Origin of the sequence: Saccharomonospora azurea NA-128, from assembly GCF_000231055.2 — a bacterium.
GTDB lineage: Bacteria > Actinomycetota > Actinomycetes > Mycobacteriales > Pseudonocardiaceae > Saccharomonospora > Saccharomonospora azurea.
The window spans coordinates 3,478,403-3,490,358 of record NZ_CM001466.1 but is presented as its reverse complement, the minus strand read 5'-3'; the positions used below and the strand labels follow the sequence as shown (position 1 = coordinate 3,490,358).

The 11,956-nt window shown below is 72.6% G+C and carries 9 protein-coding genes; all 9 read right to left on the bottom strand.

Features of this window, described 5'->3' with window-relative positions; all coding sequences use genetic code 11:
- Positions 1-32 precede the first annotated feature (32 nt).
- On the bottom strand, positions 33-1,679 hold the full coding sequence (locus tag SACAZDRAFT_RS16055) for a DNA polymerase Y family protein (protein ID WP_005443428.1): 1,647 nt from the start codon (positions 1,677-1,679) through the stop codon (positions 33-35).
- Entirely contained in the window at positions 1,676-2,473 is a 798-nt protein-coding gene (locus tag SACAZDRAFT_RS16050) for a hypothetical protein (RefSeq protein WP_005443427.1), read from the bottom strand. The genes SACAZDRAFT_RS16055 and SACAZDRAFT_RS16050 overlap by 4 nt, the downstream gene beginning before the upstream one ends.
- Before the next feature lie 327 nt (positions 2,474-2,800).
- Complete coding sequence (gene purH / locus SACAZDRAFT_RS16045; RefSeq protein WP_005443426.1) at positions 2,801-4,384, bottom strand: bifunctional phosphoribosylaminoimidazolecarboxamide formyltransferase/IMP cyclohydrolase; 1,584 nt, start codon at positions 4,382-4,384, stop codon at positions 2,801-2,803.
- Positions 4,381-4,998, bottom strand: coding sequence for a phosphoribosylglycinamide formyltransferase (gene purN / locus SACAZDRAFT_RS16040; protein WP_005443425.1), 618 nt, complete (start codon positions 4,996-4,998; stop codon positions 4,381-4,383). The genes purH and purN overlap by 4 nt, the downstream gene beginning before the upstream one ends.
- A 72-nt stretch (positions 4,999-5,070) precedes the next feature.
- On the bottom strand, positions 5,071-6,270 hold the full coding sequence (locus tag SACAZDRAFT_RS16035) for a cell division protein PerM (RefSeq protein ID WP_005443424.1): 1,200 nt from the start codon (positions 6,268-6,270) through the stop codon (positions 5,071-5,073).
- A 99-nt stretch (positions 6,271-6,369) separates the two neighbouring features.
- Entirely contained in the window at positions 6,370-7,200 is an 831-nt protein-coding gene (locus SACAZDRAFT_RS16030) for a DUF5336 domain-containing protein (RefSeq protein WP_005443423.1), read from the bottom strand.
- A 267-nt stretch (positions 7,201-7,467) separates the two neighbouring features.
- The gene (sucD, locus tag SACAZDRAFT_RS16025) at positions 7,468-8,355 is read right to left on the bottom strand and encodes a succinate--CoA ligase subunit alpha (RefSeq protein WP_005443418.1); all 888 of its coding nucleotides are present in this window, start codon (positions 8,353-8,355) and stop codon (positions 7,468-7,470) included.
- A gap of 5 nt (positions 8,356-8,360) precedes the next feature.
- Positions 8,361-9,530 carry an ADP-forming succinate--CoA ligase subunit beta gene (gene sucC, locus SACAZDRAFT_RS16020; protein ID WP_005443417.1) on the bottom strand — a complete coding sequence of 390 codons (1,170 nt, stop codon included), beginning with the start codon at positions 9,528-9,530 and terminating at the stop codon, positions 8,361-8,363.
- 222 nt (positions 9,531-9,752) lie between these two features.
- Entirely contained in the window at positions 9,753-11,609 is a 1,857-nt protein-coding gene (locus SACAZDRAFT_RS16015; protein WP_005443415.1) for a hypothetical protein, read from the bottom strand.
- Between the last annotated feature and the right edge of the window lie 347 nt (positions 11,610-11,956).

The following is an 11,956-nucleotide window of genomic DNA, read 5'->3' as shown; positions in this document are numbered from 1 at the left end:
CCGTGCGGTGTCTCACCGTCCCGGCGCGTTCCCTAGTCGTACGTCCCCTCGACAGTCCACACCGGACTTCGACCGGGCTCGGCACTCCACCGCAGCAGGAGCGCGTCCACGACGTCCCCGGCGTCCCCGACGTCCCCGGCGTCCCCGGCCTCGTCCGGCCCGTCCGCGAGCACGACCTGCAGGCGGGCGTGCGTGCCCACGCCGTCGGGAGCCCACCAGCGCGCCTGCACCACCCAGGGCCCGGCCCAGCCGACGACCCTGCGCGGCCGGCCGTCGGCCACGGTGACCCACGACGGAGCCGCCGTCGCCTCGTTGCGTGCGGTGACCCCCACCTCCGCACCGTCGACGGCCGTCACGACGGCGGGCGGGGCCGGATCGTGCACGACGGTCGGGGACGGAGCCGGAATCCGGCCGGGCCACGGTGCGTCGTGCCCGGCGGCGGGGACACGTCGTTCGCCCCACGGCACCAACCGCACCCGCTCCCCCGGACCGCGGCCTCCCTCCAGCACGGCCGTACAGACTCCCTCGGGACCGAGCAGCCCCTGCACGTGCACCAGCGCTCTGCCCGCGCGGTCGGACTCCGGCGTGTGTTCGGCGGCGCCGCCTCCGGGCCACAGCCCGAGCTGCAGCGACTCACCCTCCACGACCTCCTCGGGCACCAGACGCAGCAGGTTCACCCCGGCCGTGGGGCGGGTTCCCCGGCCTGCTCTGAGCCAGCCCTCGAACTGCCAGCGCACGCGGTCGGCCACCCCGTCGGCCGTGAGCGGCTCGGCACAGCGCCAGACCCGGCCCAGCTCCTCGCCGTTCTCCGTGGTGGCGTAGATGCCCAGCCGTGTACAGGCCAGCCCGCGGGAGGCGAGCCCGGCGTGAAACCGCGCCGCGAGCGTTCGCGCGGTGAAGGCCGCCGTGTCCACCCGATCCAGCGCGGGCTCGAACGACTCGACGAGCTCCAACTCGGGAGGCGGGGTCCGCCGGAACGGAGGTCGCTCGTCCTGGCCTCGCGCCAACCTGTGGGCCACCAGCCCGGCGCGGCCGAACCGGTCGGTCACCTCCCGCTCGGCCAACTCCGCGAACGCCCCCAGCGTGCGCAGCCCGAGCCTGTGCAACAGGCCCACCAACTCCGCCCGGTTCGCATCCGGCTGGTCGAGCTCGGTGATGCTCAACGGCGCCAGGAACTCGGGAGTGCCGCCGGGTTCCACGACGGCCCCACGCCGTGCCGCCAGCGTCGCGGCGAACAACCCGTCCGCGATCCCGATCTGGCACTCCACACCCGCGCGGACGGCGACGTGGTCGATCAGCTGCTCGGCCAGCGGCAGTTCACCACCGAAGTACGCCGTTGCTCCGCCGACCGGGACGGCCACGAGCCCGGGGCGCACGACCTCGACACCGACGACGAGCTCCTCCACGGCACCGGCGACCGACTCGAACAGCCGCGCGTCCCTGTCCTCGTCCGCGGCGAACACCGCGAGCTCGGGGCATCGCGCCTGCGCCTCCCTGCGACGCATCCCCCGCGTGATTCCGGCCGTCCGCGCGGCCGGAGAACACGACACGACGCGGTTCGCCGCGAACACGGCGGCCGGACCGGGCACGGCCCCCTGTGACGAGGCACAGGCCGCCACGACCGGCCAGTCCGGGCACCACACCACCACCCGACGCGCGGGGGCGGACCGGATACTCATCCCGCGACCTCCCGCACCGGGGCCACCGGAGCGGCCGAACGCGACGTGGTGGGAAGAGCGGTGTCCGGCACCCCGACGACGCCCTTCGGGCCCGGCAGCAGGACCGTGGCCCGCACCGGCCGGGCCAGCGCCGCCCGGCCCCTGGCTTCCACCACGACCTCACGCTCCCGGAGGTGACCGTGGCCGTCCTCTGTCCCGGTCCACCGGACCGTCCGGCACCGCAGCTCGACCTCCGCACCCGGCCACGCCCCGAGGGAGAGCAGCACCGAACCGCGTTGCCGAGCCCGCGCCGACAACCGCCGCGCGAGCGTCTCACTCCCCGGACCGGCGGGCGGGCGTGCCGCGACGAGATCGAGCCCGTCGAGCAGGGCGGCGGTGACCGCCGGGAACTCCGCGCCGGGGTGGGGAACCAGCGCCAGCCGGGCCAGCTCCACCCCGAGTTCCTCAGCGGCCACCAGGCCCAACCCGGGCACGCCCACCACCGCCGCCCAGGAGCCCCGCGCCGTCGCCTCGGCGAGGAGGGCGAGCAGAAGCGACGTCGAGCCCCGGACCGCCACGGTGCTGCCTCTGCGCAGCCCCTCGCGAGGCAGCAGACCGGCGAGAGCGGGCGCCACGGGCAGCACCTGCCCCGCCGCCTTCGCGTGTTCGGCGGCATCGGCCACCGCGCTGGCCGTGCTCACCCCGGGCAACGCCGCCAGCCGCGCGACGGTGCCCCTGGATGCTCCCGTTCGCTCCGGCCGGATCCGCGTCACCGAGCCCTCGTTCGACTCGGCCCCGAACAGCCCTTCGGACATCGACTTCACCTCCCCTCACACCGACTTCGCGCACGTCGACCGCAGGTCGACAGGCGTAGGACGCGCCGCGGGGAAGACGGCAATCGAACGCATGTTCGACAACTTCAGTAAACGTCGGCCCCCCCACACCTGTCAAGCAGGGACACCGAGTCGAGTGACGCAGAACGCGCTGCTCAGAGCGACGTCGAGCAGCGCAGCGCAATCAGCGCAGCTGGGAGCGCCCGCCCGCGCCCGCGCGTGGCGGGAGCGGCGGTGACGAGTGCGGAAACGACACCGCCGCCGGGGCGCCGGGAGAGCCCGACACGCACCGGCGGCGGCAGCGAACGATCAGTGGGTGAAGTGGCGGGTACCGGTGAAGTACACGGTGGCGCCCACGGCCTCGGCCGCGGCGATCACCTCGGCGTCCCGCACGGAACCGCCGGGCTGGACCACCGCACGCACTCCGGCGTTCAACAGGACCTCGAGGCCGTCGGGGAACGGGAAGAACGCGTCGGAGGCCGCCACCGCCTGCTTGGCGCGGTCTCCGGCCCGGTTCACCGCCAGGCGGGCCGCGTCGACGCGGTTCACCTGTCCCATGCCGACGCCCACCGTGGACTGCTCGTGCGCGAGCAGGATGGCGTTCGACTTCACCGCCCTGATCGCCCGCCACGCGAAGGCCAGGTCGGCCAGGGTGGCCTCGTCGACGGCCTCACCGGTGGCGAGCGTCCAGTTGGCCGGATCGTCGCCGTCGGCGTCGATGCGGTCGGCGGCCTGCACGAGCACCCCGCCGGAGATCGGCCGCAGCTCCGTGGTGTCGGCCCACGCCCGCTCCGGCAGCCGCAGCAGGCGGATGTTCTTCTTGCGCGTCAACACTTCCAGCGCGTCGTCGTCGAAGCCGGGTGCGAGCACGACCTCGGTGAACACGTCGGCGATCTGCTCCGCGAGCTCCAGCGTCACCTGGCGGTTGGCGGCGATGACACCACCGAAGGCCGACACCGGGTCGCATGCATGCGCCTTGCGGTGTGCCTCCGCGACGTCGACACCCACCGCGATACCGCACGGGTTGGCGTGCTTGATGATCGCCACGGCGGGGTCGGCGAAGTCGAACGCCGCACGCCGCGCCGCATCGGTGTCGACGTAGTTGTTGTACGACATCTCCTTGCCGTGCAACTGCTCGGCGTAGGCGAGCCCGACCGGCTCGGAACCACGGTAGAGCGCGGCCCTCTGGTGCGGGTTCTCGCCGTAACGCAGCACGGCGTGCCGCTGCCAGGTACTGCCGAGGAAGTCGGGGAAGCCGCTCTCCGAGGCCTCGGAGTCGGGCGCGTACGCGCTCGCGAACCACGACGCCACGGCCGTGTCGTAGGCCGCCGTGTGGGCGAACGCCGTCGCGGCGAGCCGCCGCCGCTCGTCGAGGTCGAACCCGCCGCCGCGCACCCGGTCCAGCACCCAGTCGTAGCGCGACGGGTCCACGACCACCGCGACACTCGCGTGGTTCTTGGCCGCGGCGCGCACCATCGCCGGGCCGCCGATGTCGATGTTCTCGACGCACTCGTCGAGGCCGGCACCCGACGCGACGGTGCTCTCGAACGGGTAGAGGTTCACCACGAGCAGGTCGAACGGAGCGATGTCCAGCGAACGCAGCTGCTCGCGGTGCTCCTCGCGCGTCGTGTCGGCCAGCAGCCCCGCGTGCACGCGCGGGTGCAGCGTCTTCACCCGGCCGTCCAACGACTCGGGGAAGCCGGTGACCTCCTCGACCGGGGTCACCGGCACACCGGCGTCGGCGATGACCTTCGCCGTGCCGCCCGTGGAGACGATCTCCACCCCCGCCGCGTGCAACCCCGTCGCGAGTTCCAGCAGGCCTCGCTTGTCGGACACGCCGATCAACGCACGTCGTACGGGCCGCTGTCCCGCCACCGGGGTCTGCTCGCTCACGAGAACCTCACCTTCCGTCCGTCCACCGTGCACCCCGCACGGCCAAGTTTCGCGATGACGTCCACGAGCAACCTGCGCTCCACGGCCTTGATGCGCTCGTGCAACGTCGCTTCGTCGTCGTCGGGCTCCACGACCACGGCTTCCTGCGCGATGATCGGCCCGGTGTCCACACCGGCGTCCACGAAGTGCACGGTGGACCCGGTCACCTTGGCCCCGAGCTGCAACGCGTCGGCCACCGCCCGGATACCCGGGAAGGCCGGCAGCAGCGCGGGATGGGTGTTGATGACCCGGTGGGGGAAGCGCGCCAGGAACTCCGGGCCGAGGATCTTGAGGAACCCGGCGGAGACCACGAGGTCGGGTCGGTGGGCGGCGACGGCCTCGGTGAGCGCCTTGTCCCAGGCCGCTCGGTCGGGGTGGTCGCTCATCTTCACCGTGAAGGTCGGTACGCCCATGCGCTCCGCCCGGGCGAGCGCCTGGACCCCCTCGCGGTCGGTACCGACGGCCACGACCTCCGCCGGGTACGAGTCCTCGGCCGCCGCGTCGAGCACGGCCTGCAGCAGGGTCCCCGAACCCGAGGCGAGCACCACCGTCCTCGCCCGTGCCGGAAGTCGCAAACGGATAGCCAGTGGGTTCTCCTCACCGGGACGTGCGCCGGACGCACGGCAACTGAGCTGGTGCCACCAACCCTAAGGGCGCCGCGGTCGCCGCCGGCGTCGAGGGGGGCGGTGCGAAACGGACTTCGGGCCGGTCAGCCACACGACCGCGGCGCCGGGCGCGACGACGAAGGCGAAGGTCGTGAGGGAGAACACCTCCGCGCGCACCGAGACGGGATCGTAGGCACCGCCACCGAGAGCACCGCCTGTGAACGCCGCCACCACCACCGCGCAGAACGCGCAGACCACACCCGCCACGAGCACCGCACGCAGTCGCACGCCCGCGCTCTCGTCGACGTCCCGCAGCGACCACCCCACGAGCGCACCGAGAACAGCGGGGACGACCAGCAGCAGCGGCCACCACGACCCGTACTCGGCGGGCAGCCCCGCGAGCACGGGCACGGCGGGCACCGGCCCCGGGTTCATCGAGAAGGCACTCACCGACACCGCCCCGATGGCGAATCCACCGCCGGTGAGCACACTCGCGGCGAGCACCGCCGCGTTGGGCACGTACGCGGTGCTGAGCAGCACCATGCCCACCGCACTTCCCGGGTCGGGCGAGAAGGCGTCGAACAACGACCCGAGGGTGGGCCACGCCGCCACCGTCGCCCCGACGTAGGCCAGCGCTCCCAGGCCGAAGAGGGCTCCGAAGGCCAGGAGCCCGGCCCGTACTCCGCGCACGGCCACGGGATCGAGGCGGTGTACCCACTCCTCCGACGAGGCCATGGCCACGCCCGCCAGCGCGGCCACGACGGCCACCACCGTGGGCATCACGATCGCCTCGGGGAACTGCGGCTCCACCACCGAGCCGATGGAGATTCCCACGAAGGCCACGGCCGTCAACGCGTGCGCCCCCGCCACCACACCCACGACCGGCAGGGCGCGGCCCACGACTCCGCCCAGGCCGTCGTCGAGGAGATCGAGTCGGCGCGACGCCGACACCGCCGTGCGGAACACGACGAGCACGACCGCGATCGTCGGGAGCAGGGGCAGCACGCCCAACGGCGCGCCGTCGATGTCGAGCGGGACCTGGTAGGCGGCCAGCCATGCGGGGCAGGCGGCGAAGAGCACGCCCGTCGTGGAGAACTCGGCTCTCGGCGCGAGCGCCGCCACCACGACGAGCAGGCTCGCGACCACGGCGTATCCGGTGACGATCGGGCCGGCCGCGACGCCGAGGAGCACCCGGATGCGGTCGAGCCCCAACTCCCGTTCGCGCACGGTCGGTCTGCCCATGGTGGGCACCCTCGCACCCGGACGCCGTCAGGAGGGTGAGCCACGCCGCCACCGCGAACGCGGTGGGACGGGACTCACCCTCCGACGAGACGTCACCGGTCAGCTGCTGGAGCCGCCCTGGCTGCCGGTCTGACCGGCCTGACCCGGCTGACCGGACTGGCCCGGCTGCCCGGGCTGGCTCGACTGGCTCGGCTGCCCCGACTGCCCGGACTGCTGGCCCGCGTCACCCGACGGCTGGAAGAACTGGCCGTGCTGCGGCGCGTACGTGGTGGCCTGCTGCTGCGGCTGCACGGGCTGCGCGAACTTCGTCGGCGCCGCGAAGCCACCCGAGCCCTCCGACGACGAGCCGGGCTGACCCGGCTGCTGCGGAGCCTGCGGGCTCTGCGGCACGCCACCGAACTGCCCCGGCTGACCCGGCTGACCGAAGCCGCCGGTCTGCGGGAAGCTCTGGCCGTAGGGCTGGGGCTGACCGGTGCTGGGCTTGATGATGCCCGCCTCCAGCAGGTACGCCGTGACCGCGACGCCGGCCTGCGCGAGCCCCAGGATCAACACGAGGATGCCGCCCACGGCGAGGTCGCCGCGCTGGAACACGGTGAACAGGAACGCGAGCATGGTGCCGAGCGACAGCAGCGCGGGCCACGCACCCGGCTTCTCCTCACCGGGCAGGAAGCTGATCGCGGCGACGGCACCGGCGATGAACAGCAGCGCCGGAACCCAACCCAACCCCGCCTCGTAGAAGCTGGCGCGGCCGCCGACGTTGGCGAAAGCCAGGAAGAGGTTCACCACCCCGAGGCCGCCGGTCGCCAACAACAGAATCTTCGGCAGAGGCAGCGCAGGCCGCCCGGCCGACGGCGGGCCCGGGTACGGCTGGTGCGGCTGTTGCGGGCCCTGGCCCGGGAATCCACCCGGCGTGCCGCTCGGGAAGGTCATCCGTGTTCTCCTGTCGTCTCGAGCTCGAAAGGTCGCGGTCGGCCCCGCGCCCGCCGCAACAGCGTCGCGCCGCGGCTCTGCCCCCGATCGACGGTGCCGACTCCCGCCCACGTCTTCGACGCGGTGTGCCCGCGCGCGGTTTCGCTGTTCCGGTGCCCTTTTTACACAGATCATCCCGGACGCGGAACGGGGCCGTGCACATCAGGTGCCCGGCCCCGTTCTCCGTGAGCGGACGGCGGCCCACCGTCGCCCGCCCCTCGTCTCGCGTCAGAGTGCCTTGTACAGCTCGCGGGCGAGCTCGGCGGTCTCGGTGGGGGTCTTGCCGACCTTCACACCGGCGGCCTCCAAGGCCTCCTTCTTCGCCTGCGCCGTACCGGACGAACCGGAGACGATCGCGCCGGCGTGACCCATCGTCTTGCCCTCGGGCGCCGTGAAACCGGCGACATAGCCGACGACGGGCTTGGTGACGTTGGCCTTGATGTACTCGGCGGCGCGCTCCTCGGCGTCCCCGCCGATCTCACCGATCATCACGATGAGGTCGGTCTCCGGGTCGGCCTGGAACGCCTCCAGCGCGTCGATGTGCGTGGTGCCGATGATCGGGTCGCCGCCGATGCCGATGGCGGTCGAGAAACCGATGTCACGCAGCTCGTACATCATCTGGTAGGTCAGCGTGCCCGACTTCGACACCAGGCCGATCCGGCCCGGGCCGGTGATGTCGGCCGGGATGATGCCGGCGTTCGACTGTCCCGGCGAGATGATGCCCGGGCAGTTCGGGCCGATGATCCGCGTCGTGTTGCCCTTGGCGCACGCGTGCGCCCAGAACATGGCCGAGTCGTGCACCGGGATGCCCTCGGTGATCACCACGGCGAGGGGGATCTCGGCGTCGACGGCCTCGATGACCGCGTCCTTCGCGAACTTCGGCGGCACGAAGATCACGCTGACGTCGGCGCCGGTCTCCTTCATGGCCTCGGCGACCGTGCCGAAGACCGTGAGGTCCTTGCCGTTGATCGTGACTGTCTGACCCGCCTTGCGGGCGTTCACGCCGCCCACGATGTTCGAGCCCGCCGCCAGCATCTTGGTGGCGTGCTTGGTGCCCTCGGACCCGGTCAGGCCCTGGACGATGATCTTGGAGTCACTGTTCAGGAAGATCGACATGTTGTTCACGCACCTGCCGAAGCCAACTCGGCGGCTTTGTCGGCCGCGCTGTCCATGGTGTCCACCAGCGTCACGAGCGGGTGCGCCGCCTCGGCGAGGATGCGACGACCCTCCTCGACGTTGTTGCCGTCGAGCCGCACGACCAGCGGCTTGGTCGCGTCGTCACCCAGGATCTTCAGCGCCTCGACGATGCCGTTGGCCACCGCGTCGCACGCGGTGATGCCGCCGAACACGTTGACGAACACGCTCTTGACGTCGGGGTCACCGAGAATGACATCGAGGCCGGCGGCCATGACCTCGGCCGAGGCGCCACCACCGATGTCGAGGAAGTTCGCGGGGCGCACACCACCGTGGCGCTCACCCGCGTAAGCCACGACGTCCAGCGTGGACATCACGAGACCGGCACCGTTACCGATGATGCCGACCTGGCCGTCGAGCTTCACGTAGTTGAGGCCCTTGTCCTTGGCCTTGGCCTCCAGCGGGTCCTCCGCCTCGACGTCGACGAAGTCGGCGTGCTTCGGCTGGCGGAAGTCCGCGTTGTCGTCGAGCGTCACCTTGCCGTCGAGGGCGACGACCTCGTCCTTCGGGTCCCGCACCAGCGGGTTCACCTCGACGAGGGTGGCGTCCTCGGCGACGAACGTCTCCCACAGCTTGACGACCACCTCGGCGGCCTTCTCCCGAACCGCCTCGGGGAAGTTCGCCTGGGTCACGATCTCGCGCGCCTTGTCGAGGTCGACACCGGTGAGCGGGCTCACCGGGACCTTCGCCAGCGCCTCGGGCCGCTCGACGGCGAGCTGCTCGATCTCCATACCGCCTTCGGCGGAGGCCATGGCCAGGAAGGTGCGGTTGGCGCGGTCGAGCAGGAACGAGAAGTAGTACTCCTCGGCGATCTCGGACGCCTCGGTCACCAGCACCCGGCGCGTCACATGTCCCTTGATGTCCAGTCCGAGGATCGCTCGGGCCTTCTCCACGGCCTCGGCCGGGTCGGCGGCGAGCTTCACACCACCGGCCTTACCGCGGCCACCTGTCTTCACCTGCGCCTTCACCACGACCTGGCCACCGATTTCCTCGGCCGCCCGGCGGGCTTCCTCCGCCTCGCCGACCACGGATCCCGGCAGTACCGGAACACCGTGGGCGGCGAACAGCTCCTTCGCCTGATACTCGTAGAGATCCACTACTTCAGTCTCCTGACGACACGCCAAATGTGGTTTGTGTGAAACCGTGCTGCCGGACGCCGTCGACCCTATCGAGCCGGCCGCTCAGGACATCGTCCGCGTCAGGTGAACTGGGTCACCGCACCCCGTCTGAGCTGGGAAGTGTGGCGAAAATCGCGCTGCGGGTGAGACCCTCCAACCCGATCGGGTGAGGCCTGGCGCACACCTCTCCCGGAGCCGCCGTCACGGCCGCCGACGACCGAGCACGGCGATCGCGGCGCACCCGAGGAGAACCACGACCGCGCCCAGCGAGAACCACAGTCCGAGCCCCGCGGACGACCCGTCGATCTCGCCACCGACCAGCGGCACGGTGGCCGCGCGCAGGCCCATCACCCCCGCCGCGCCCACCAGCACCGCGGCCGCGCGCTCCGGCCTGCTCCTGGTGACGAGCACACAGCCGCCGACCACGGTGACCAGCGCCGCGGCGAGTCCCCACGTCGGCGGCCCCACATCGGAGACCAGCCCCGGCTCGACGTAGCCGACCGCGGTCACCATCGGCGTCACGAACGCCGCGATCACCAGCACCGCCGCCGCGGTCAGCGGCGTGAGCATCCGCAGCGCCACCGCCGACAGCCCGGGCTCGTCCCCGACCTCGTCCTCGTCGACGTCCTCGTCGACGTCCTCGCGCTCGACCACGCCCGCGACGACGGAACAACACGCGGTCACCGCCGCCCCCACCATCGCGAGCCACGCCCACAGCACGCCGGGGCCCGAACCGATCGACGCCGCCGTGAGCCGGTCGCCGAACCCGGTTCCCGCCGGTCCCGCCCCGGACAGCAGCGACGACGTGTAGCCCGTGGTGAGAGCCGTGTCGAGCACGGCGGCCGCGGCGAGGGGCACCCCGACCCACACCATCGACACCACCGGCCGCACCACCGGAGCCGGCCGCGCGACGAACAGTGCGGCACCCGGCACGGCCAGCACCACACCCGCGGCGAGGAGGAGGAAACGCGCCGGACTCTGCGGCGCCTCGGCAGCGCCACCGACACCGCCACCGACCTCCACCTGCGGCAGCAGCGCACCCACCACGGCCAGCGCGCCCGTCGCCACGGCGACCGCGCCCGTGCTCACCTCGAGGCCCCGACGGCCCGGCATCCGCGCCGGCTCGGTGTCCGTCGCGGCCCTCCCGTCGGCTCGCCCGAGGAAGGCCACCACGCCGAGGCCGAGGACGCCGATCCCGGCCAGAACGGAACCCGCACCGACGTGGAGGGACGGCATGGCGACCGCGGCGACCAGCGCCGGGACACTCATCGCGGCGAGCGCCGACGCCAACCCGGCCAGCCCTCCACGCGCCACGGAGGCGTCACGGAACTCGGCCACGAGCAGCACCGCGCCCACGGGCAGAGCGAGCGCGCACACCACGTGACCCACCAGCGCCACCGTGGGTCCCTCGAACGCGTTCTGCGCGAGCAGGTACACGTCGTCCGAAGAGAAGGGCGTCATCACGAGCCCGCACGCCCCGACCACGGCGACCGCCAGCGCGAGGAGCACGGAACGGCGCCGCCAGCCCGCGAGCACACCGTCGGCACCCTCGGCGCCGTCGGTACCGAAGCCGCCGACGACACCCGGCTCGCCCCCGCGCAGCACTCCGAACGCGAGCACCCCCGCGACCACGACGGCCACGTGACCGGCGAGCAACGCCCACAGACCCACCGACGGCGCGGGCGCGGCGAGGTCGACGGGCAGGTAGAGCTCGGGCCGGGACGCCACCGAGGGATCGACCACGAGCTGGAGATCGACCACGGCCGCGCCCGGAGCCAGGACAGCCGCGCCCACGAGGACGGCGGCGGCCGGCGCGAACCGGGACCGGGCGGCCACCACACCGGCGAGCAGGACGGGGGCGAGCGCGAGTGCGACGAGTAACGGCGCACTGGTGAAACCGGGCTCCGCGCCGTCGACCGCCGGGACCACTCCACCCACCGCGCGCAGCGCCGCACCGACCAGCGCGACGACCATCGCGGCGGTGAGCAGTCGGCGGTCGAGGCCGTCCTCGCCGCCCGAAAGCCGGTCGGGTGGTGCCGCCGACGGTGCCGCGGTCACGTCTGCGCGTCGTGGTCCGATGATCCACCCCCGTGCCGGCGTCGCGGGCGACGCGGCGCACCCGGCACAGCAGCCCGCGCCGCGCGGAACTTCCGGCGACGAGGGTAGCCGGGCGGCCCCGGTACCGCGGCGGACACCAAGCGCGCGCACGCAGTGATCGGGATCGCATTCACGCCGTTTCAAACCTCCGGTTGCCTAGATGTAATGCACATCACATTTTGTGAGGGAACCCCCGTCTACCTGTCGTCATGGAGTCGCCCACGCACCGCGACGGCATCCCACGGCACCGTCACCGCCGGGGGAACCTTGCTCCCAGCGCCACCATTTCGTTACTGTCCCGCAGTCCC

Excerpts from the sequence above, each read along its gene's own strand:
- SACAZDRAFT_RS16055 (WP_005443428.1), bottom strand. The coding sequence starts at position 1,679 with ATGAGTATCCGGTCCGCCCCCGCGCGTCGGGTGGTGGTGTGGTGCCCG.
- SACAZDRAFT_RS16050 (WP_005443427.1), bottom strand. The coding sequence starts at position 2,473 with ATGTCCGAAGGGCTGTTCGGGGCCGAGTCGAACGAGGGCTCGGTGACG.
- SACAZDRAFT_RS16035 (WP_005443424.1), bottom strand. The coding sequence starts at position 6,270 with ATGGGCAGACCGACCGTGCGCGAACGGGAGTTGGGGCTCGACCGCATC.
- SACAZDRAFT_RS16030 (WP_005443423.1), bottom strand. The coding sequence starts at position 7,200 with ATGACCTTCCCGAGCGGCACGCCGGGTGGATTCCCGGGCCAGGGCCCG.
- sucD (WP_005443418.1), bottom strand. The coding sequence starts at position 8,355 with ATGTCGATCTTCCTGAACAGTGACTCCAAGATCATCGTCCAGGGCCTG.